At 44.6% G+C, this 23,094-nt stretch carries 18 protein-coding genes; 14 read left to right on the top strand and 4 right to left on the bottom strand.

Annotation, left to right across the window (positions count from 1 at the left end):
- The first annotated feature begins 6 nt into the window (after nucleotides 1–6).
- From DF182_RS05335 to DF182_RS05300, 8 genes are all read left to right on the top strand, one after another.
- Entirely contained in the window at nucleotides 7–2,079 is a 2,073-nt protein-coding gene (locus DF182_RS05335) for an alpha/beta fold hydrolase (RefSeq protein WP_113614627.1), read from the top strand.
- Between the two features lie 17 nt (nucleotides 2,080–2,096).
- The gene (locus tag DF182_RS05330; protein ID WP_113614626.1) at nucleotides 2,097–3,218 is read left to right on the top strand and encodes a hypothetical protein; all 1,122 of its coding nucleotides are present in this window, start codon (nucleotides 2,097–2,099) and stop codon (nucleotides 3,216–3,218) included.
- On the top strand, nucleotides 3,202–5,421 hold the full coding sequence (locus tag DF182_RS05325; protein WP_113614625.1) for a GMC oxidoreductase: 2,220 nt from the start codon (nucleotides 3,202–3,204) through the stop codon (nucleotides 5,419–5,421). The genes DF182_RS05330 and DF182_RS05325 overlap by 17 nt, the downstream gene beginning before the upstream one ends.
- The gene (locus DF182_RS05320; protein ID WP_113614624.1) at nucleotides 5,414–6,040 is read left to right on the top strand and encodes a class I SAM-dependent methyltransferase; all 627 of its coding nucleotides are present in this window, start codon (nucleotides 5,414–5,416) and stop codon (nucleotides 6,038–6,040) included. Before DF182_RS05325 ends, DF182_RS05320 begins: the two co-directional genes overlap by 8 nt.
- Before the next feature lie 96 nt (nucleotides 6,041–6,136).
- Nucleotides 6,137–7,402 (top strand): aminotransferase class I/II-fold pyridoxal phosphate-dependent enzyme, encoded by a 1,266-nt coding sequence (locus DF182_RS05315; RefSeq protein WP_113614623.1) that lies wholly within the window; start codon nucleotides 6,137–6,139, stop codon nucleotides 7,400–7,402.
- 204 nt (nucleotides 7,403–7,606) lie between these two features.
- Entirely contained in the window at nucleotides 7,607–9,382 is a 1,776-nt protein-coding gene (locus DF182_RS05310; RefSeq protein WP_113614622.1) for a fatty acyl-AMP ligase, read from the top strand.
- Nucleotides 9,383–9,403: 21 nt separating this feature from the next.
- Nucleotides 9,404–9,658 (top strand): acyl carrier protein, encoded by a 255-nt coding sequence (locus tag DF182_RS05305; RefSeq protein ID WP_113614621.1) that lies wholly within the window; start codon nucleotides 9,404–9,406, stop codon nucleotides 9,656–9,658.
- Nucleotides 9,659–9,668: 10 nt separating this feature from the next.
- On the top strand, nucleotides 9,669–11,414 hold the full coding sequence (locus DF182_RS05300) for an acyl-CoA dehydrogenase family protein (protein WP_113614620.1): 1,746 nt from the start codon (nucleotides 9,669–9,671) through the stop codon (nucleotides 11,412–11,414).
- Between the two features lie 59 nt (nucleotides 11,415–11,473).
- Here DF182_RS05300 and DF182_RS05295 read toward each other — a convergent pair whose 3' ends face one another.
- On the bottom strand, nucleotides 11,474–12,526 hold the full coding sequence (locus DF182_RS05295) for a proline iminopeptidase-family hydrolase (protein ID WP_113614619.1): 1,053 nt from the start codon (nucleotides 12,524–12,526) through the stop codon (nucleotides 11,474–11,476).
- Nucleotides 12,527–12,727: 201 nt separating this feature from the next.
- Here DF182_RS05295 and DF182_RS05290 point away from each other — a divergent pair, with 201 nt between their 5' ends.
- Nucleotides 12,728–13,315: a hypothetical protein gene (locus DF182_RS05290; protein WP_147243352.1), complete on the top strand. Its 588-nt coding sequence runs from the start codon at nucleotides 12,728–12,730 to the stop codon at nucleotides 13,313–13,315.
- A gap of 85 nt (nucleotides 13,316–13,400) precedes the next feature.
- Nucleotides 13,401–13,997 carry a hypothetical protein gene (locus DF182_RS05285; RefSeq protein WP_147243351.1) on the top strand — a complete coding sequence of 199 codons (597 nt, stop codon included), beginning with the start codon at nucleotides 13,401–13,403 and terminating at the stop codon, nucleotides 13,995–13,997.
- A 97-nt stretch (nucleotides 13,998–14,094) separates the two neighbouring features.
- On the opposite strand, the gene DF182_RS05280 is transcribed toward DF182_RS05285, so the two are convergent.
- The gene (locus tag DF182_RS05280; protein WP_211327055.1) at nucleotides 14,095–15,222 is read right to left on the bottom strand and encodes an agmatine deiminase family protein; all 1,128 of its coding nucleotides are present in this window, start codon (nucleotides 15,220–15,222) and stop codon (nucleotides 14,095–14,097) included.
- An 89-nt stretch (nucleotides 15,223–15,311) separates the two neighbouring features.
- Complete coding sequence (locus DF182_RS05275; RefSeq protein ID WP_113614615.1) at nucleotides 15,312–16,148, bottom strand: AraC family transcriptional regulator; 837 nt, start codon at nucleotides 16,146–16,148, stop codon at nucleotides 15,312–15,314.
- 154 nt (nucleotides 16,149–16,302) lie between these two features.
- On the opposite strand from DF182_RS05275, the gene DF182_RS05270 reads away from it, so the two are divergent.
- The 3 genes from DF182_RS05270 to DF182_RS05260 all read left to right on the top strand — a co-directional run bounded on the left by DF182_RS05270 (nucleotide 16,303) and on the right by DF182_RS05260 (nucleotide 21,579).
- Entirely contained in the window at nucleotides 16,303–17,412 is a 1,110-nt protein-coding gene (locus tag DF182_RS05270) for a serine hydrolase domain-containing protein (RefSeq protein ID WP_113614614.1), read from the top strand.
- Nucleotides 17,413–17,593: 181 nt separating this feature from the next.
- Nucleotides 17,594–19,180 (top strand): RICIN domain-containing protein, encoded by a 1,587-nt coding sequence (locus DF182_RS05265; RefSeq protein WP_113614613.1) that lies wholly within the window; start codon nucleotides 17,594–17,596, stop codon nucleotides 19,178–19,180.
- 647 nt (nucleotides 19,181–19,827) lie between these two features.
- The gene (locus DF182_RS05260; RefSeq protein WP_113614612.1) at nucleotides 19,828–21,579 is read left to right on the top strand and encodes a hypothetical protein; all 1,752 of its coding nucleotides are present in this window, start codon (nucleotides 19,828–19,830) and stop codon (nucleotides 21,577–21,579) included.
- A gap of 77 nt (nucleotides 21,580–21,656) precedes the next feature.
- Here the strand turns inward: DF182_RS05260 and DF182_RS05255 are convergent, their stop codons facing one another.
- Entirely contained in the window at nucleotides 21,657–22,055 is a 399-nt protein-coding gene (locus tag DF182_RS05255) for a winged helix-turn-helix transcriptional regulator (protein ID WP_113614611.1), read from the bottom strand.
- A gap of 81 nt (nucleotides 22,056–22,136) precedes the next feature.
- On the opposite strand from DF182_RS05255, the gene DF182_RS05250 reads away from it, so the two are divergent.
- Nucleotides 22,137–23,033, top strand: a complete 897-nt coding sequence (locus DF182_RS05250) for an NmrA family NAD(P)-binding protein (RefSeq protein ID WP_113614610.1) — start codon at nucleotides 22,137–22,139, stop codon at nucleotides 23,031–23,033.
- Nucleotides 23,034–23,094: the final 61 nt, after the last annotated feature.

The raw sequence follows: 23,094 nt of genomic DNA, 5'->3' as shown, positions 1-23,094 counted from the left end.
ACCGATATGAACAATCGCAAAAATATCTTTTTTACAGGTGCTACCGGGTTTCTGGGTGGTTATGCCATCATCCACCTGTTACAACATACTTCTCATCAGTTGTATTGTCTGGTACGTCCGGGAAGAAATACCTCAGGGGAACAGCGTCTCAGAGCGAAACTGGAAAAGATGGAAGGTTTTGATGAAGAAGCCTATAATACCCGGGTTGTAGTGATTGAAGGTGATATTACAGATGAAGGACTGGGCATCGTAGAGCCGTTCCCGTATCATATTGATGAATGCTGGCATTCCGCTGCTGTATTGTTTTTTGAGCACTACCTGGAGAAGGAAACCATGCATGTCAACTACGGTGGTACCCTGAATGTGCTGAAGTTTGTAAAGGAGCAGCAGATACCACTGTTGAATTTTGTGAGCACTGCCTATGTGTCGGGTGAGGCTAACGGTCTTATCAAAGAAGCCGTGAGTGAGCATGTACACAACCCGCATAATCCATATGAGAAATCCAAACGTTTTTGTGAAGCTGCTGTGTTGGATGCGCACAAGGAATGGGGCCTTCAGTTCCGTATTCTGCGCCCGTCCATTATAGTGGGGGATTCCAAAAACTTTGTGGTGGATTCCAATTCCGGATTATATGCCTATCTGTCTATACTGTTGAAGCTGAAAGACAAGATAGAAGCGAAGATGCCGGAGTACTTTAAATTCAATCCGTTGCGGGTGCTGATCAAGGAAAATGCCACCGTAAACCTTATCTGCGTAGACCACGTAGCCGCTTTGATGGCAGCCGTATGTGAAAAACCGGAAACCATCAATGATGTGTTTCATCTCACCAATCCCAATCCTACACCACTGGAAGAATATATCGATGTAATCGGTAAGGTGACTGGTGTCAACGCATTTACCGTAACGGATGAATCTGTGTTGAATACAGTAGACCATCTGTTGTTGTCGGAAGAAGAGGTGTTCAACTCATACCTGAAAACCGTGCAACACTTTGAATGTAACAAAGCATATGATATCTCTGGTATGAGCAGGGATCTGCCCAGGCTCAGCTATCAGGATGAAATGAATATCACACAGAATGCCAAAGACAAATACGATGCTGATGAAAGGGTGCAGGCCAAACGCCTGAGGAGCGTGGTTCACCGGCTCAGCGCTTCACAGCTGTTGATCGATGGTGAAGAAGACCTGACTTATTACACTGGCGGCAACGGCCCTGTGATGGTGATTCTGAATGCATATGGCCAGAGCCTTGCATTCTGGGACTGGGCGGTGGAGTCGTTGTATGAACATTACCGCATTATTATATGGCCCATGCGAGGCACTTCTTCTCAGAAAGGTGGTGTGGCACAGGTGTTTCCTGTACAGTCGCATGTCAATGATATCAAACAGATACTGGACAAGGAAGGGGTGAAGGAATGTTATATCGTGGCCTGGTGTACCGGGCCTAAGATAGCGTTGCATTTCCAGGAGCAGCATCCGGACTATGTGAAGTCCATGGTTTTCCTGAGCGGCTGCTTTAAAGGGCTGCCCCAGTTTGATATGTATCATACCAATTACGAGCGTGATATGCAGGAGATCTGCAGTCGTGTAGATACACATCCTCATATAGCCGGGATCGTGATTGAAGCCCTGAAAAACGTGCTGGTGAAGGAGAATAAAACTATTGCGTTTGCAGAACTGAAGGATGAAGATGGTAAAAGAGATTTGGTGGATGATATCCTGTCTCTTGTTAGTGAAGATATCAAACCCATGGTAGTAGAGCCTTTCCTGATGCCTTCCAGTGTGCTGAACTATGCAAGGCAACTGTTATTGCTGTGGAACGAAGATGTAACCTTACAACTGGAACGACTAAACGTTCCTGTGCTGATGATCACCGGAACAGCCGATAATATCGCTTCTCCGGAAATATCACAGGCAGCCGCGAAGCTGTCTGATAATGCCACCTGCGCTGTTATTGAAGGAGGCTCCCATTATCTGCAGTTTGATAATATCCAGCTGGTGGTGCCTATGATCAGGGATTTTATCAGCGGCACAGGCAAGTATCAGTTCAAGCATGGGCTGGTAACCATTTGCGACTAACAATAAAATGAATACCTATGGCCAACATCATGGTGAAAGAAGTAAATGATAGCAAACTGCTGGGGCAGTTTGTAGACTTTCCGTATCACCACTACCGGGAGTCTTCCTACTGGGTGGCGCCGCTCAGGTCGCAGGCGCTCGCATGTTTTGATAAAAAAGCCAATCCTTTTTACGAGTCCGGTGATATGCAGTTGTTCATCGCTGTAGACAACGGAAAGGTGATAGGAAGAATTGCTGCTATTGAAAACAATGCGCATAATATTCACCATAATGACCGTACCGGTTTTTTCGGATTCTTTGAATGTATAAATGACCGGGAAGTAAGCCGGCAGCTATTGGACAGCGCTGCTGCATGGCTGAAGAAAAGAGGGCTGATGACCATGAGAGGACCGGTAAGCCCCAGTACCAACCATGAGTCAGGGTTTCTGGCTGTTGGTTTCGATGATACACCACGCCTGATGATGCCCTATACTTTCCCTTATTATCTGGAGCTGATGGAACAGTGCGGACTCAGTAAGATAAAACAGTTGTGGGCATATAGTATCTCCGGCGATAAAGTGCTGGCCAATGATAAAGTAAGGCGGGTGGCCGACATCGCGCAAATAAAGTCGCGTATAACGCTGAGGCCTGTACGAATGAAACACTTTCAGGAAGAAATTAATACCATCGCGGATATCTACAACAAATGCTGGAAAGACAATTGGGGTTTTGTACCTATTTCAGAAAAGGCGGCCTTCCTGATGGCCAAAAGTATGAAGAGCATTGTAGAACCTTCGCTGATGCAGATTGCAGAGATAGACGGAAAACCCGTCGGCATGATTGTTACCCTTTATGATTATAATGAAGTGCTGAAGAAGGTAAAAGGTAAACTCTTTCCGTTCGGTATCTTCCATCTCATCAATGCCAGAAAAAAAATCAGCTGGGTGCGCATGATGCTGATAGGCATATTGCCGGAGCACCGCAAAAAAGGCATCGATGCCGTTCTGTATTACCAGGCCAGCCTGATTGCCCGGAAACTGGGCATAAGTCGTTGTGAAGGCAGCTGGACACTGGAAGATAATGATGATATAAACAGAATTGCCACGATGATAGGCGGTGAGGTTTATAAAAAATACAATATCTATGAAAAAGATATATAGCCGTCTTTTAAAAAAATCGGAGCAGCTGTTGCTTTCATGGTTGCTGCCTTCCAAAGAAAAGATAGAAGCATTACATTATGCATTGTTCGATTTTTTCCTGCCCTATAAGGATGATAATGAAGAAGTAAAAGCAGCTATCAAGGAAGCGCGTATCCGGCAGTATGCGATGGCCAGGAAAAACCTGCAGCTGATGTGGATATTGCTTTTTATTTCCAGGCCAGCCCTGTTATTGAAATCAGGATGGATCCGGTTTTATTTCCGGAATATGGAAAAGACAAAGGTGAATGATGCGGTGATAACAGCGGCAGTGGCTGAATGCAGGCAGTTTCTGTCCGGTCTGTCCACGACTTCATTTGTGAATATGACTGATTTGCAAAGGAATCAATTTCTGCAGCTGCTGACAAACTCAAGGATTAATTTTTACCGTCGTATCGGCGCTGGTATCAGGGCCTACTATATCGTGAATGTCTACAAAGGCAGGATAGGCCGGCTGTTATCCGGTATTGGAGATTTCAAGCAGGATGCTTTTATTCCTGACCTGGACATTCCGGTGCCGGCGTTTAAAACGTCCTTACAATACAATTCCGGGCAGCGCTGTATTACCGGTGAAATAGACTGTGTGGTGATCGGCAGTGGTCCCTCCGGATGTCTTGTGGCCGCCGAAATGCATAAGGCCGGCAAAAGGGTGCTGATACTGGAGTCCGGCTCTTTCTTCATCCCCGGCACTTTCGATGGCCGGGCCGGGTTGCAGTTCTATGAAGATAAAGGATTCAGGACTACCAGCGATGGAGGCGTATTTGTGCTGAATGGTAGTGTGGTGGGCGGTGGCGCCACTGTTAACGTGGATATGGCTTTCGAGCCGATGATACCTTCTGTCAGCGGCCGTTTTGAGCGCTGGCATGCGGAAGGGATCATTGATGACAGCATCTGGACAGCATCCCAGCTGAAAGCTGCTCACGACAGTATAGCGCATTTACTGAACACCAGAGCAGTGGAACACAGTGAGATGAATGCGCATAATAAGATATTGTATGATGGTGGGCTGCAGCATGGTCTTCACCCTCATTTCTATAAACTCAATACTTATAAGCCCGGTGAATCTCCCTACAAACGGACAGACAAAAGAGGGCCTGTAGAGCATTACATTCTGGATGCCATGCAGGATAAACACAATCCTATTACACTCATCCCGGATGCACAGGTGGAAAAACTGGTTATCAAAAATGGCAAGGTAACAGGAATAGAGTTCGAAGTGCGTGCTGCGGATATGTTGCAGGGAATCATTGCAGATCCTTTCCGGCTGGGGCTTCCACTTAATAAACGTATAACCGTCAGCCCCCGGGAAGTGGTGGTTACCGGGGGTAACCTCGGCTCTTCTGTGCTGCTGAAAAAATCAGGGCTGTCTGATCCGATGATTGGCAGGGGATTTATCATGCATCCTTTTATGCTGGTGCTGGGCCTTTTCGATCATATTGTGGATAACCATATCGGTACGCAGTCATCCGTTTATATCAGTGATTATCTCACTACAGATTACAGGCGGCCTGCAGCCGATTTTATGATTGAATCCGCCAGTGCGAGGCCGGAGATAGCTGCGATGCTGCTGCCCGGAAATCCTGTGCAGGTGCTGGATTGCGTTAAACAATACCGGTATCTCGGCGGCATCGGCGTACTACTGATCGACGAAGTGAATCCGGAAAACAGGGTAGAGGTGAATGTAAAAGGAGAGCCGGAGATCTACTACAGACTGAGTGATAAGGACATAGAGAGATTCAGGTATGGTGTAAAGGAGGCGATAGAAATTATGTTTAAAGGCGGCGCCCGGAAGGTGATACTGCCGAGCTTTGAACCGCTGAGCGGTAGCGCGCTGGAGCCTACCGGTTGTAATATGCTTGACAGTATGGACCAGGCGGCGGATGTTGTAGCCCGGCTGAACTTCAATGCCAACGAGACCTTGCTGTTTGCCGCGCATATGATGGGAGGGGTGAAGATGAGCAGCGATCCTGCCAAAGGCTGTATTGACAAACATTACAGGGTGAATGGTGTGGATAACCTGTATGTGGCCGATGCCAGCGTGTATCCGTCATCGGTAGGTGCCAATCCTATGCAGACGATCTATTCCACTGCAAAAATCTTCGCGGACAATCATCTTCATAAGAGAAATCATATTGATCATGTTAATACTACAATGAGCTATGAATGATCAGGAATTTGTGCAATATAACCAGCAGCTGTTTAAGAAGGTAGCCCCCAACTACAAGTGGCTGGACCTGCTGGCATCCCGGTGTCGTGGTAAATTCTGCAATTTTTTGGGAGATATACAGGGACTGAAAATATTAGATGTTGCCACAGGTACCGGGCAGCAGGCGCTGGCAATGGCCAAAAAGGGCGCTATTGTGACCGGCGCCGACCTGTCTGAAGATATGTTGCATTACGCTATACGCAATGACAAACAGGGCCTGGTACACTTCGAATATGCCAATAGTACGTCGCTTCCCTTTGATAATGAGGTATTTGACATTACGGTCATGTCTTTTGCACTCCATTGCATGACACATGAAATCCGTATGGGCACGCTAAAGGAAATGATGCGGGTAACAAAAAAAGACGGTTTTATCGCTTTTATAGATCATTGTAAGCCGTCCAAATCAATCGGTAAATTGATCTATTCCAATATCGCACGCTTTGAAACACCCTTGTATAAACAGTTTCTGGATACGGATTTCAGGCAGGAGCTGCGTCTGTTGGATCTTGATATAGTCAGGCATCATAAGTTCTTTTTTGAGACAATGCAGATGATGGCATGTAAATATTATCATTAAATGAAATTTTTACATATCAAAGGAAATTCTTTTCTTTGATGTTTGTTATTCAATCTCAAATGTTCCCAAAATAAGACCTTCAAAAAATACCACACAATGAGAGATTTATTTGATAAAATCAGGGAGGATAAAGGTCCTCTTGGAAATTATTCAGCTCAGGCAGAGGGATATTTCATTTACCCCAAACTGGAGGGAGAGCTTTCCAGCAGAATGAAATTCAGAGGACATGAAGTAATAGTATGGAGTATTAACGATTATCTCGGATTAAGTAATAATGAAGAAGTCAGGAAAGCGGATTTAGAAGGTGCTCAGCAATATGGACTGGCCTATCCTATGGGCTCCCGGTTAATGTCTGGTCATACCGATCTGCATGAGGAGCTGGAGCGCAGGCTTGCAAAATTTGAACGTAAGGAAGCTGCCTTCCTGCTGAACTTCGGCTACCAGGGCATGGTGTCCGGTATTGAGTCGCTGGTATCAAGAAACGACGTAATTGTGTACGATGCAGAAGCACATGCCTGTATTATTGATGGTGTGCACCTGCATCAGGGAAAACGTTTTGCCTATAAACACAATGATATAGAAAGTCTCCGGACCAACCTCAGAAGAGCCACCAATCTCGTGAAAGACAATGATGGTGGTATTCTGGTTATCTCTGAAGGCGTATTTGGCATGAGTGGCGTACAGGGCAAACTCAAGGAGATCGTAGCCCTGAAAGAAGAGTTTAATTTCCGCTTCATGATCGATGATGCGCATGCCTTCGGTGTACTGGGTGAAACCGGCGCTGGTACTTCAGAAGCACAGGGTGTGATGGATGGCGTTGATATTTATTTCGGCGCCTTTGCCAAAGCGATGGCCGGTGTAGGCGGTTTCTTCGCCGGTGATAAGGATGTTATCAACTACCTCAAGTACAACATGAGGTCGCAGATATATGCCAAAGCCCTTCCTATGGCGATGGTAGTAGGCTCCTTAAAACGCCTCGATATGATTGAAAACAGACCTGAACTGAGGCAAAAGCTGCATGCCAATACAGCTACTCTTCAGAATGGGCTGCGCGACAAAGGTTTCCGCATTGGTGAAACTTCTTCCTGTGTTACACCGGTATTTCTCGAAGGGGATGTGCAGGAAGCTATGGCCATGGTATTCGATCTGCGTAATAACTATCATATTTTCTGCTCTATCGTGATTTATCCGGTAGTGCCAAAAGGTACTATCCTGCTTCGCCTTATCCCAACGGCCACGCATACACTGGCTGATATTGAGGAGACCATCGAAGCTTTCTCCGCTATCCGCGATAAGCTGAAAAACGGAACTTATAAAAAAGCAAAAGTGGATATCTCAGCCATGACAGCTGAAGTGTCCTGATCATAATATGCTGATATCAGCGCATAAACAATGGCATTGCTGTTGTTTATGCGCTTCCATTACAATCGTGAAGCGGCCCCTGACCTGAAATAATAAGCCCTGCCAAAGTCCAACATTAGCTGTAAACCCGGAATATACGATAGGAAAAGACCCCTCAAAAACAGTAGTCACCGCAGCCCCCAAATTTTAATAATCTGAGTCATCATGCATGTCAACAAGGCCCCCGATAATTTACTGACGCTGTTCGGGAAAAGAATTGCCGAAAGCGGAGATAAGCCTGCTTATAAATTTCTGGTGACGGATGATCATTACAATATGATCTCCTACCATGATTTTCATGAAAGAGTGCTGGGATATGCAGCCTTTCTGCAACACGATGTGCAGGTGAAGCCGAAGGAACGGGCATTGATATTATATCCGCCAGGGTTGGATTATATCTATGCATTTTATGCCTGTCTCTTTGCCGGCGTCATTGCTGTGCCGGCCTATCCGCCAGATACGAGGAATGTAAACAGGATCATATCCATTATCAGGGATTGTTCCCCTTCCGTGATCCTTACTACCCATCAGCATCAACGAATACTAGATAATTTTATAGCGCAGCATCGGCTGGGTGATTCCTTTTCCGGCCAGGTGATCGTATTGCCGGAAGTGGCTGAAGAACGGCTGCATCAGCACTATACAGATCCCGGTATGCAAAAGCACGATATTGCCTTTCTGCAATATACCTCCGGTTCCACTTCAGATCCGAAAGGCGTGATACTCACCCATGAAAATCTCATGGCCAATAGCCACTGTATTGAAGCGAACCTGAAAACCAGGCGGGGTATGGAGATGGTGAGCTGGTTGCCACCTTATCATGATATGGGGCTGATTGGCGGTATTATACATCCTTTATCCATGGGGATGACGGCTACGCTGATGTCGCCATTGAATTTTGTGAAGAAGCCGGCCAGGTGGCTGAAAATGATCTCCGACGCCACCCATGCAGATGGCGTGATGAGTCCGGCCCCCAACTTCGGTTTTGAACTATGTACGGAAAAAGTAACCGAAGAACAGCTGAAAGGCCTGCACCTCGATAATTGGGAGAGCGCCATCTGTGGAGCAGAGCCCATACGGTTATCTACCTACGAAAATTTCTGCCGGCGGTTTAAAGCCGCAGGTTTTAAAAGATCTTCGTTTGTGCCGGTGTATGGCCTGGCAGAAGCCACGCTGCTACTCAGCGGCGAGGTGACTCAGCGCAACCCGTTTGTAGGCGTATTTGATGCGGCCGGAATAAAACACAACAAAGTAAGAAACGCCGGTGCCGACAGCGACGGAGAACAGGAGCTATTTACCCGTATGATCGGATGCGGACCGGTAGTGAAAGATCATTCGGCACTGATCGTTAACCCCGATACACTAAGCACTTGCGACGAAAATGCCATCGGCGAAATCTGGATACGCGGTAACAGTATTGCCAAAGGCTACTGGAACAAACCCGCGGATACTACCTTTAACGCCTATACGAAGGAAGGAGCCGGGCCTTACTTCCGCACGGGAGACCTCGGTTTTTTCAGGGATACCCAGTTGTATATCGCCGGCCGCCTGAAGGACTGTCTGATTATCAACGGCAGAAATCATTATCCCCAGGATATTGAATATACCGTCAGCAGCGTAGATGACCTGCTGCGGAAAGACAGCACCGCCGTATTTGTGATGGAAGTAACGGCAGAAGGACGTCTGAAGGAAGAAGTAGTGGTCGTGCAGGAGATCACCCGTATCAGAGAAGAGCTGCCTGATTTTTCCGCCTTATTCAACGCTATCAGGCGTGCTGTGTTTGATGCCCATGGAATCAATGTGGCGGAGATACTGCTGATAGAGCAGTCTTCCATTCCTAAAACTTCCAGCGGTAAAATCATGCGGCATAAAGCGAAAGAGCTGTATGCAGAAAAAAAACTAAAGACCATTACCCTCTCGAGTGTGCATACAGATCAATAAACAGCATAAAATATTTGTGATATGAAAAAGTATACTGTAGAAGAAATTTCGAACTGGATCGTCAGAAAACTCTCTGTAAAACTGAACCTGCCGACTTCTGCTATCCGCCTGGACAAAGACATTCTCGACTACGGCCTGGATTCAATGGAAGCACTGGGCATGGTGGGTGAAATTGAGGCGCTGATTGGTGTGGAGATACCTGCCACGAGTGTATGGGATTATCCTACTATCAGCCAGCTGGCGCAGTTTATTCATGATGAAGCTCCTGTGATATAAAAATATCCCTATGCTGGCTGATGTTATTACCTATCATGATTTTGAAACTTTTCTGGGCGGTGTCAATAAAAAAGATGGTCTGTTCAGCTTTGACAGCCTGTTGGCCCTGGATGAAAAAGCCCTGTATCCGGAACAGCAAGTGGAGGCCCTCAATCAATGGGGCCTGCACCGGTATTTTATTCCGGCTGCCTATGGCGGAAAACTAACAGATCTGCGGGATATCTACTATTACTGGTTTCTGCTGGCAAGGCGCGACCTTACCACTGCTATTGCCTATGGTGGCACTTTTCTGGGTGCGCTGAGTGTATGGGTGGCCGGTAGTGAAACGTTGAGACATAAGGTGGCAGCGGATATCCTGTGTCATAAAAAAATAGCCTTCTCACTGACGGAGCGGGAGAACGGCAGCGATCTGCTGCAGACACGGGTGTTGGCAGATTATGATGCAGAAACAGATACCTTCGAATTGTCAGGGGAGAAGTGGTTGTTTAATCATGCTTCCAAAAGCAGCTTCACCAGCGTATTAGCTAAAACATCGCCGGATAGCGGTCCGCGGGCCTATTCCATGTTGTATACGCCTACCCTGGGAGAGGCAGCTGACAGTATAACGGTAACGGGCCTTGACAGAATTCATACGGTAGGGATGAAGGGGCTCGACCTGGGAGGCCTGGTCTTCAACGGGCACCCGGTCCAGGGGACATCGCTTGTAGGCAAGCAGGGGATGGGGTTTGAGCTGGCAGTCACTTCTATGCAGGTGTCCAAGCTGCTGCTGGGAGGCCTGGCGTTAGGCTCGCTGGATACCTTGTTCAGAACAGCTGTTGACTTTTGCAGACAGCGGATGCTGTATAAAAATGAAATCATTCATATTCCCGTACTCCGGTTAAAACTCACCAGTATTCTGCTGGATATGTTGCTGGCAGAATCTTTCTGTCTCTCCGGCATAAGAGCAGCACAGGTATTGCCATCACAGTTGTCGCTGTTATCCGTGATGGTGAAGGCGTTTGTGCCTTCCCTGGTGGAGAAGGCTACGGGCGTGCTTTCCGGCCTGCTGGGTGCAAGGTCGTTTATCACCAGTGAAACGGATTACCGTATCTTCCAGAAGCAGGCCCGGGACAATGCTATTATCCCGGTGTTTGATGGGAATACGTATGTGAACTATCAACTGGTGATCAAACAGCTGGAAGTGGTGTTTGCATTGGCTGAAACAATTCGTCAGCCTGATCCGGAGACGCTGCGGCAGGTATATCAGCGGGATGTGGAATTGCCTCCGGTTGATTTTTCGCGTTTGTCGCTCTTGTCCAAAGGCAAGGACGACCTGGCATTTGGATGCCAGTACCTGAAGGAAGCATTAAATAAGGAAGATATGGCAGAAGAGGAAGGGGTTTCCGCTATCATCGAAATGCTGGATCTGCTGATCCGGGAAATGGAAAAGGTACGGCAATGGTTTCTGCATGAAAAGGGCCAAAGTAAAACGCCTTACGAGATGGAAGCGGCCGTGTTTCATTATGCGGAGCGGTATACCATGTTGCGGGCAGCTGGTGCTGTGGCCTGTATGATTTTTTATAACAGAAAAGAAATTCATCCGTTGTTGAAATGGCCGTTGTTACTACAGCTTTCTCTGAAAAAAGTGATAGCAGCACTAAACGGAAAATATTTTGATATGCAGAAAGAGGAGGAAGATATGTTGATGGCATATATCCTTCATTGTAATAGTAATGGATATACGTTTTCTCTGTTTCCGGTTAAAACTGCTATGTAATATAATGTCACTGAAATTTGAAAGGCTTGTAAGCATTGACTTACAAGCCTTTCTTTATCTTACTGTAAATTCATTTTCTTTTCTCCCGCATCCACGCCTTTGATAAATTTAATAATACCAGTCATATAAGTTTGCTGATCATCGTACAGGGACATATGGCTGCCATTGGCGCAGTACAGATAGCTGCCATTTTGTACCTGTTTGGACACCCATTTCATATGTTCGGGGTCCATAGTGTCAAACTGTGAGCCCACTGTCAGAGTAGGAACTGTGAGTTTAGATAGTTCGGCGGTAATGTCCCATTTTTCCAGTTTCCCGCTGGTACCGAATTCACTGGGTCCCTGCATCGTTACATACAGTGATTGATTGATTTTGCCCAGGGAGCGGTTGACCGGCTCCGGCCATTGGTCCAGGGGCAGGCGGAGTACATGTTTGGTATAAAAATGAGCCATCAGCAGGTTCATATAGTCAGGGTTGGAGAAGTCTTTTTTTGCTTCCAGTTCCCGTATCCTTGCCAATACTTTCGGGTCAAACTGTTTGGCGAGTACATTCTCTGCATACTTAGCATACGCAGGAATGCTCATCATCATGTTGGAGATGATAAGACCTTTCAGGTGTTGCTGATATTTTAATGCATACTGGGCTGCCAGCAGTCCGCCCCAGGAATGTCCCAACAGATAGAAATTTTCTTTATCCAGTTTGAGCGCCTGCCGTACCTGCTCTACTTCTTCCACATAGCGGGACAGGTCCCACATGGACGTGTCTTTGGGGTTGTCTGAATTACCGCAGCCAAGCTGGTCATAATAAATGAATTCTATGCCTTCGGCAGGCAGAAAACTCTCCATACATTCGAAACACTCATGAGTAGCGCCAGGACCGCCATTTAACAGCAGTAACTTTATTTTGGGGTTGTTACCGATACGTTTGGTCCAGACATTAAATTTCCCTTTGGGCGTATTGATGGGAATGACTTGTATGCCGCCGCTTTTAATACCGGATGTGGTATCCTGTAGGTAGGCAGAATAGGGTTGGCTGTTTGAGGGTTTGTTAGGGTTACTGCAGGATATAAGCAGCATCACTACCCATATTAGCAATGTGATACCGGATTTCATGATGTGGATTTTTTTATTGTAAGATAAAGGTTTTAAAATAGGATAAAACCCTGTCGGATATACGAACTTATCCAGGTGAAAATATTTCCTTTGGTTAAGATTAGTTGGCCGAACATTTGATTAAGCAGTCTCATACAATTGTGGAAACCATTTTTAATTGCCGTCACCTGACGGAACCGTCTTTATTAAATGTTAAACGATATGAAACCACTGAAACCACTAGCTGTGCCAGCATTTATGCTTATGATTTTACTTTCTGCTGCTTGCAAGAAAGACCACAACGAACCCAAAGTAGAACCGCCCATTGAAACAAAAAAATCCGATGAATGGATAAGTATGAAAGTAGATGGTGTAACTTTTGTCGATTCGCTGACGACCAAAAGTTTTATGCAAAAATCCACTGTAGAATCTTCGACGCTTGAGATACTGGGGATTGATCCTTTGCAGCCAAAAGATAAGGAAAGAGCTTTTCTTCATTTAAGAATCAACCTGGAAGGGCATGAAATCAGGAAGGGAGTTTATGATAAGGTTAAAACGGGTATTGACAATGCCATTGATTGGCAGACATTTATTGAGAATGAAGGCCTTCAGGAAGTCTATCACGCTACAGGCACAAATCTCCAGCATCCGGACGCCCCATTCAGGATTGAGATCACCAGTAATGATGGTGTATTTGTAGAAGGCACTTTCAGCGGAAAAGCTTACGGTACCAATACCCTAAGTGAAAAAGGTGAGAAAGTTATTACTGAAGGTAAATTCAAAATTGCCAAAGGAAGGATTGGGACTTGATAACCAGATTAGTTTATTTCTGACACAATTGTATCTAAAAATTGCCGTCACCAGACGGAATTGTCTTTATTAAATGTTAAACGATATGAAACCACTGAAACCACTAGCTGTACCAGCATTTATGCTTATGATTCTACTTTCTGCTGCTTGCAAGAAAGACCACAACGAACCCAAAGTAGAACCACCCATTGAAAAAAAACCATCTGTTGAATGGATTAGTATGAAATTGGATGGCGTTACCTATGTCGATTCGCTGACTGCCAAAGGCGCTATTCAAAAAACCAATCCTGAATCCTCCTTGTTTGAAATAAACGGCGTGGATAAGGAAGCGGCAAAACAAAAAGGAAAGGCCCTGCTTTATTTAAGAATCCACCTTGAAGGACATGAAATCAAAAAGGGAGTTTATGTTAAGTCTCCAGGTATTGATAATGCCATTCAATGGCAGATATCTACTCCGGATCATGGCCTTCAGGATTACTTCTATGCTTCAGGCACAAATCTAAAGGATCCGGATGCCCCAACCACCTTCAAGATCGAGATTACCAGTTATGATGGTGAATTTGTGGAAGGTACTTTCAGTGGAACAGCGAAAGGAACCAATGCCGAAGGTGTAAGAAGTGAGAAGGAGATTACTGAAGGTAAATTCAAAATTGCCAAAAAGAACATAGCAGCTATTAACTAACCAGATTGATTTTATTCTAACACAATTGTATAAAGCCATAGCATTATTCCTTTGCAGGAGTGCTATGGCTTTTTTACGAGCACTGAATATATGGATATTACCGAGGTTGTTGTTGTGTTACACAGTGTACCATGCCTCCATTGGCAAACAGATTGCGGCAATCGATCCCTACCACTTTTTTATCAGGATACAGTTTTTGAATGATGTTCATAGCCACTGCATCATTAGGATCATTATATACTGGTACCAGCACGCTGTTGTTGGCGATGTAATAGTTGATATAGGACGCTTTACCCAGGTTTTTCCCATAGGTGGTTACCACATCATTTTGTGTAAGCGGTACTTTTACAAATTTGTAGGTAGCAGAAGCCTTGTTGGTAGCAGCGTATAATTTATTGATATCATCCTGAGGTACCTGCCAGTAGATCAGGTCATCATTGTTCATGGTTATGATGGTAGAAGGATTGGCGAACCTTGCAAATCCATCTATGTGCATATCCGTGATATCGAGTCCTGCCTTACCTTCCAGCCAGATGAACTTGGTAATACCGAGATATTTGGTGAATATTGCTTCTGCCTGCTGTTGTGTCATGCCGGGGTTCCGATTGTTGTTTAAGACAGAACTTTTGCAGGCCATTAATGTTCCTTTTCCATCAATTTCCACGCTACCTCCTTCATTGACCATCACATTATTAAGGTCGATGACTGCGGAACCTTTGTCAGCGGCGATTTTTGAGGGTATGGCATTGCAGTTGGTATAAGCTGCTTTCCGGCCCCAGCCATTAAAGCCCCAGTCTTCAATCAGTAACTTGCCGCTTTTATCTTTTACAAAGATGGGCCCGTTATCTCTTGCCCATACATCATCTGTGGGATAAATGCTGAAGTCTATATTTTTTAAAGGTACCGCTTCCTGTTCCAGCAGAGAGGTGATCCTTTCCTGTTCGGTTTGATCGTAAGCAACGATATGGACTTTTTCACCCTGTACCAGTTCTTTAGCCATGGCTATCCAGGTGGCATCCAGACGATTGCGGTAAGTGTTGCCATATTGATACTGATGAGGCCACTGAAGCCAGGTACCTTCATGAGGACTGGATTCTTCCGGCATAGTATACATGATGGCTGTATCGGACGGAGCCGGGCCTGGGCCGGGATCCGGCGTCAGGGAGGCCACTTCTTTATTACAGGATAATAAAAGTGCTGGTAACAGTAAGAGTAGATTTTCCATTTTACACATGATTAATAATGTTGCTTTGTTTTCCAATACAACAAAACTAGGCGAATACGCGAGTGCAATGTTGTCCGAAATTGACAATCTCATTTAACCGGTAATAGTATATCTGTCAGTTGTTCTTCTTCCGTGTCGGTATTATCCGGATGTTTGATATATCTCTCAATAATAGGTGTATGGCCAAACTCCAGTTCTGATTCCAGTATCCAGCCTGAATAAATATTTTTATATGTTTCTTCTATTGTTTCATAAGTCCCTGTGTGAATAAACCGTGCGTACCGGCCGCCCAGTATCATTTTGGAAGGGAGGGTTTTATGTTTTGCCTGTATGGAAGAGCAGGCATCATACCTGCAATCCAGTTTCTCTCTGATTAGCGGCTCATCGGCTATCACTCCAAAGTAAGTTGTACCGGTACCCCCAAAGTCATACTGCATGAACCGCTCCCATAACAATTCAATTTCATTGTTTTCATATGGGATGAATGCGCTTTCATAATATACCTGAACAGATGGCAGGTAAATGATCTCAGGCTGTAATATTATATCGGATTCAACCGGCGTAATATCAGCTTCGCTGAATAACAGTGTTTTGTTGGACTTCGCTTCTTTGGGGGAGCAGTTGAATTGTTGTTTAAAAGCTTTGGAGAACGAAGCCAGGTTGGCGAATCCGACTTTGAGCGCAATGGAAGTGATGTTTTCTTTCGTGTATAACATTAATTTATATGCGTTCTCTACCCTGAGTCTTTTCTGATACGCGCCAATGGTTTCTCCGCAGGTATATTTAAAAATCCGTTGAATATTCCGGTAGGAGTAATGTGACACCTCTTCCAGTTGCTTTATTGAAATGGGCTGGTCATAGTTTTTTTCAATAAAGTGGAGTGTGTTATAAACACAATGCAGATTGGAGGAGCTGTTCCCATTCATTCCCATGCTTTTTAGCAATACAAATTTCCGGAATTAAAGTGAAAACTGAATTTTTTTACCGCCGCATAGGGGTGAACCGTTCTCTTCCCGTCGTAATCATGCATGCATGTTTTTTAGCGGGAATTCCCCATAACCATTTTTTAAAATCTTTATTATGAGAACCATTATTCCCATTCTACTGGCTGTCATATGTTTTTCCTGTCACAAAACAAATGAAGATCCACTTCCGGAAACACCAGACCAGGAAACAGGCACCTTTGAAGAAGCCAACATAGACAAAGAAAAAATCCTCAAACTGGAAAACGAGATTAACAGTGGTAAGTACAACATTCACAGTCTTATCATTCTCCGAAAAAACAAACTCATATATGAACACTATTTCGCCGGAGAGGATGCTGTTTTTCCCAATCCGGTAGGCAAAGTACCCCATACGAGGGATAGTCTGCATGATTGCAGGAGCGTTACCAAAAGCATCGTATCTGCCTGTGTGGGCATTGCGCTGAAGCAAGGGAAGATCAAAAGCATAGATGACAAGATATTCGATTATTTCCCTGGCTACAAACAATACGCTACAGGTGATAAAGCCGATATCACCATCCGTCATCTGCTGACGATGAGCTCCGGGCTTGACTGGAATGAGCGTATATCTTATGCAGACCCTGCCAACAGCGAGCGACAAATGCTGGAGGCACAAGATCCTACCGGTTTTGTATTACAATGTAAAAGCGCTGCTAAACCCGGCACTGTTTTTAACTATAGCGGCGGTAATACCCATCTGCTCGGACAGATAGTAGAAAGAAGTACGGGCATGACTATACGGGAATTTGCCAGCCGTTATCTTTTCCAACCGCTGGGGATAGAGAAGTTCTTCTGGACTACACGTGCGGATGGTATTACGTGGATGCCTTCCGGTCTTCGTATGCGCCCGATTGATATGGCTAAAGTAGGCCGGCTGTATATGCAGCAGGGACAATGGGAGGGGCAGCAGCTGCTTCCTGCATCCTGGATTGCGCAGTCTACCCGCTGGATTGTCAACAGCAGCGAAGATGGTGTAGGCTACGGTTTTCAATTCTGGTGCTCGCGGCCGCAGATAGCCGGGCAACAGGTAGATATGGCACAAGCTGCAGGCAACGGTGGTCAGATAATTTCAATGATACCTTCTCTCGATCTGGAAGTAGTGATGACTGCCGGATATTATAATGATGAAACAGATATCATTGGTAAAGTGCTGGTAGAAGAAGTGCTGAGCGCAGTGAAGAAATAAAACAACCGCTTTTCGTTTATCCGGAAATTACAAAAGCCTTGTAAGTTAATGCTTACAAGGCTTTTGCGTGCTACAAGACATGCTTCTTTTATCACGTGCATGGTGGATTCAGTACCTTAAACGATATTGCTGTTAATTAAGAGCTATCCGGACAGCTATGAGTGACCCTTAAAAAAACGTTATGAAAAAGCTCTTTTTTAACACAGCCCTATTGCTGGTTGGACTTATTTGTTCCACCATTTCTGTATCTGCTCAAATAGCCTCTGCGCTGGAACCCTATTTCACATCTTACACGAGATTTGTTACCAGCAATCCACGCGACAAAGAGGTTTTAATGTACCAGTATAATAGAATAGTAAAAGACAGCTCAAGCCTCAAAACCAGACTAACTTCCACTTTCCCCGGCAAAACATTTTCGAATTTCAACTTTCTCATAGTGGGTGGTTATGGCACTAATACTCCTGTCAGAAGTATTGGTGATGGCCAGGCATCAGATCTGGACCTTAATATGCTTTTTAAGATAGACAACGGCGCGCAGGCTACTATTTCGGCCTTTACATTTAAAACGCAGGTCCAAAGCTGGTTAACAGGTCTTTTCACCAATACCGCCAATTCCCACTACTATCTTACAATGAAAGATCCTGTTATAGAAATCAAGGCTGATACTACTTTCCCTGATGGTACCCGGCTGGATTACCACATGGATTTAGGATCTTTTAACCAGTTGAATAATCCTCAAAACCCGAATTGCCATCCAGCTAAATTGTGTTCCCAGATGGCGTGGGGGACAACAAGTGATAACGCGATAGGCGGGGCCACCTGGGAGGAGACAGAGTCACCAAGTTTCGTTGGGGGTTTTAACGGGAAATTTCCGGAAGGAACTACGACCGGTGACAGAGTACTGAGTGTTTGTAAGATGCTGAAGTACTGGAATAAATACGCGAATAAGGATACTAGTCAGGATAATGTTCCGCCGTCTATTACTTACCTGATAGGCGCTTATAACTGGATTCCTCCGTCAACGACCGATTACCGGCTGGGCATACTGATAGCTGAAGTAGATAGTTTGCGTAGAAATATATTTAATAACAACTGTTCCTCTGTAGCAGGCGCTCACCTGGATGTACCATTTTATACATCTATGGACCCCAATGTACTGAGAAAAATGAGCCCGGCTTCACTGACAAAATTTTGTGATTCCCTGAAAAAATTATCTGATACCTTACATTATGTTGCAACGTTGCCCAGTACGAGTTTGAACAGAGGACTGGCGGCATTAAGTAATGTATTGCCGGATTTCAATAATCTGGCTCCGGGCATTTACAACATTTATTCCTGGCACAGTAAGAAGCTCATTTATCCCAAGAACGGAGGTGTGGCCGATGGCGATACGATTGTACAATATAGCTACAGCAACGATTCCATTAAAAAATGGGAAATGGGCAATATTGAGGCAGCTCAGGGAAAATTCTATTATGTTGCTAAAAATCTGAAGAGTAAAAAAGTAATGGATGTTTTCGGTGGATCATATCTGCCGGGAACAGCGGTTATACAGTACGGCTTTGGTAATGCTGATAACCAAAAATGGGAACTGGTGTTTTTAGGATATGTAGATGCTGATAACAAAAAGTTGTATCAACTGGTGTGTAAGAGAAGTGGCTTGTTGCTGGATGTTACAGGCGCTTCATATGATGATAATGCGGTAGTGGAACAATGGGGTGATAATGGTGGTAATAATCAGAAATGGTATTTTGTAGAAGTGCCATGAAGCCAGCTGCTGTTACAAATGAAAATAAGGTAGCGGTTCAGGAACGTGTCATAAAAAATACTACAGGCTCAAAATAATGATAGTTATCTCATCATTGAAAAGGACTGCCCAAAAGGTCGGTCCTTTTTAATATTTATTCCTGGCTTTAAAACATGTAATTTATTTTAAATATATAGATTGAGGGAATTAGCGACTCCCGGGGCCTCTTCATTTAAAATTATACTTTTAAAAAATAAATAAGGATAAAATTATCCTTAATAGATATATTTGCTCCATGAATACTGTTTTATGGCGAAATGGGATCTTATAAACAACCTGCTTCATCCCCGTAACAGGGGAGGCCCCTTGCGAGGGATACATACCTATATAATCATTACCAGCAACGGGAAGGGATTGTCAATGGACCCGGCGGAAGGCCCGAAATGTCATGTGTAGCCCGGATGGGCAGGAATTATTTACGCTGAGGTAACGAGGCATCGAAAAGAAAGCTGAGATGAATAAAACGATAACCGGTTTCCTGGAACAGCAGACCTGTGCCACTGTCTGTTGCATAAACGAAGACAACATACCCCTTAAAGATGACAGACAGCCAACTGGGTTTTGGCAGGAAACATATATGGAGAAGAGAAGACTAAAAAATAAGTAGCATGCATACATTTCATATCCCGGTAATGGGATTGGCCTACACGGTCGATAGCCCGATAAAAGTGGCGCGTTATGGTATCTCGTCAGTTATTTCAATTGTGGAAGACCGGCTGATGGAAATGATGAGAAAACATTATTATCCCACCATCAACCAGGAGTATACGCCTATAGCTGATTATGAAGAAAACCATCGGGAAAAAAGGATCACCGATTACCTGAACCTTGTCAATACAATTGTCCAGTCTCAGGTGGAAAAACTGAGGAAAGCTGCATTTGAAAAGGGTTCTGAAATAGTAAAGTATTTTGAAATGCTGCCGGAGGACTCCCTGCTGAAGAATCTTTATACAAAGATGCTTCATGTCACTAATACCGCTGAGAAACTGGACCTGCAGGCCTTTTTACGCACGCAGATAAAGCCCGGCGCTATTGATGTGAACATCATGACCAAAACGGTGGACCCTATTACAGCCCTGAAAGGGTATGTGAACAGCGATCTTACAGATTCATCTGTCGTTTTTTCTGCCGGTATGGACCCCAGGCTGTATAACTACCTGGAAGAGTGCAGCCAGTTTGATGCAGATGCAGCAGGCGTTTTCAGGAAGAAGGTGATCGTTAAAGTGAGTGATTACCGTTCTGCCCTGATCCAGGGTAAATACCTCGCTAAAAAAGGAATCTGGGTGAGTGAGTTCAGGATTGAATCCGGATTGAATTGCGGCGGACATGCCTTTGCTACAGAAGGGTTTCTGCTGGGCCCTATCATGGAGGAATTCAAAGCCAACAGGAAAGAACTTGTCGCTTCCTTGTTTGAGCTGTATCAGGCTGCTGTAAAGCGGAAAAGTGGCCGGGAGATAACGGCCCCGCCTGAACTGAAGTATTCGGTACAAGGTGGTATAGGCACCTGCGAAGAAGATGAGTTCCTGCGTAATCATTATGAGGTGGCAGGTACAGGATGGGGGACACCTTTTCTACTGGTGCCTGAAGCTACGACAGTCGATGAAGCGACCCTGAAATTATTGTGCGACGCAAAGGAAAAGGATGTGGTACTGAGCAACAGTTCTCCATTAGGCGCCCGGTTTCATTACCTGAAAGGTACCACCGGCGAAAGCGAAAGATTATCCCGCATCGCCAAAGGCAAGCCGGGAAGTCCGTGTACAGAGAAACACCTCACGTTTAATACTGAATTTACATCAGAGCCTATTTGTACAGCTTCGCGCAAATACCAGCAGTTAAAGATTGCTCAACTGCAATCGCTGAATTTACCCGAGGCTGAATATGAAAAGCAGTGTGACAGTGTACTGGAGAAGGAATGTTTGTGTGTAGGACTGAGTAACGCCGCAGCAATCCATTATAACGAGAAATTCGTTAAAACACTGAATGCAGTAACCGTTTGTCCCGGACCGAATATTGTCAATTTTTCCAAGGTAGTTTCGTTGCAAACGATGACGGACCATATATACGGCCGGGCCGATATTCTTAGCAACCCCGACAGGCCGCATATGTTCATCGCGGAAATGCGGTTATATATTGCCTATCTGAAGGAACACCTGGAAAACGATAGCCTTTCAGACCAGCTATCAAAGAAAACAAAATATTATTCCGCCTTTTTTCATAATCTGAATGAAGGGATCCGGTATTACCAAAAGTTGGCGGATACCGTGACTGCCGCGACAGAAAAGTTTATGGCACAACTGGAGGATGCATGTGCAGCGTTGGAATTGTTGAATTGCCGGTATATGGCGTGCGCTGTTTCCTGAGGCCACATTGATTTTGCAGTTAAAAGAGAAAGGTCGGATTTTATCTGACCTTTCTCTTTTTTAAGAAACAGGTAATTTTACGCTTTCGGGAAGTCTTCTATTTGTTTTGAAAATTGTTTGGATTGTTTGCCGCCATTAATTACTGCCCATTCCGCCATTGCATATAATACAGGTCTTAGTTCCCTGCCTTTTTTGGAAAGTTGATACGTTACATAAGGCGGAACAACAGGCTTTGATTTCCGGATGATAAGTCCGTCAATTTCCAGCTGTTTCAACTGTTGTATCAATACTTTTTCAGTGATGGCCGGTATGGACTTTTTAAGTTCGCTGTACCGCTTTGTTCCTGTCAGTAAGTTGAACAGAATAATCGGCTTCCAGTATCCGCCAATCCTCTCCATTACAAACGTTACCGGACAATTTGCATACGCAATGTTTTTGTTCTCTTGTATAACCGAAGTTTCCTTTATCGCTGTCATATGTATACATACTATAGGGTAAGTACTTGTACAAAAGTAAGTGCTATTTTACTTTTGTACCAGAAAATTTAAACAAAATATATGAAAGTAACAGTAACGGGTTCTTTAGGAAATATCAGCCGCATTCTCATTGATAAGTTGGTATCAAACGGACACGAAGTAAAAGTAATAACTTCCAATGCCGAAAGAGTAGAAGAGATCGAACAATTAAATGCCATTCCGTTGGTAGGTTCGGTGGAAGACTACGAGTTCGTTAAAAGCGCTTTTGAAGGAAGTGATGCGGTTTATTTGATGATACCGCCTAATTTCCGGACCGCCGATTTAAAAACGTATATTAAAACTGTTGGTGAACAATATGCTAATGCGTTGAAGGCAACCGGTGTAAAATACGCTGTAAATCTGAGCAGCGTAGGTGCTCATCTTAAAAATGGTTTGGGTCCTACAGGTTCAAACTTTTATGTGGAAGAAAAGTTGAACGAATTGCAGGATGTGAATGTATTGCATTTGCGTCCGGGAATGTTCCTGACTAATTTTTACGGTGCCATACCAATGATCAGGCACCAGCATATGCTGGGAAACAATTTCAGCGGTTCAGTTAATTTGCCGCTTACACACCCTAAAGACATAGCAGCCGCCGCTTTCAGTGCGTTGAATGACTTGTCGTTTTCAGGTAAACAAATTCAATACATTATCAGTGATGAGAAGAACGGTTTTGAGATTGCCGAAATATTGAGTAATGCAGTTGGGAAATCAGGTGTTAATTGGATTGAGTTTTCTGATGAACAACTTTTAAATGCATTGGTACAAAGCGGATTTTCAGAACAAATGGCAAAAGTTTATATGGTTGAAATTGGCGAAGCCTTGCGGGATGGCAGTTTTATGGAAGATTACAACAAAAATAAATCTCTGTCTGCCGGCGGCACTACCTTGCTGGATTTTTCCAAAGAGTTTGCAGTGGCCTATCAATACAGTAATTAAAGAGGATATCTGGTTACAACAAATAAAGGAGGTTAGCTGGGCCCGTCAGCTAACTTCCTTT

The organism is Chitinophaga flava, from assembly GCF_003308995.1.
GTDB lineage: Bacteria > Bacteroidota > Bacteroidia > Chitinophagales > Chitinophagaceae > Chitinophaga > Chitinophaga flava.
This window is presented reverse-complemented; position numbering and strand designations above follow the sequence as displayed.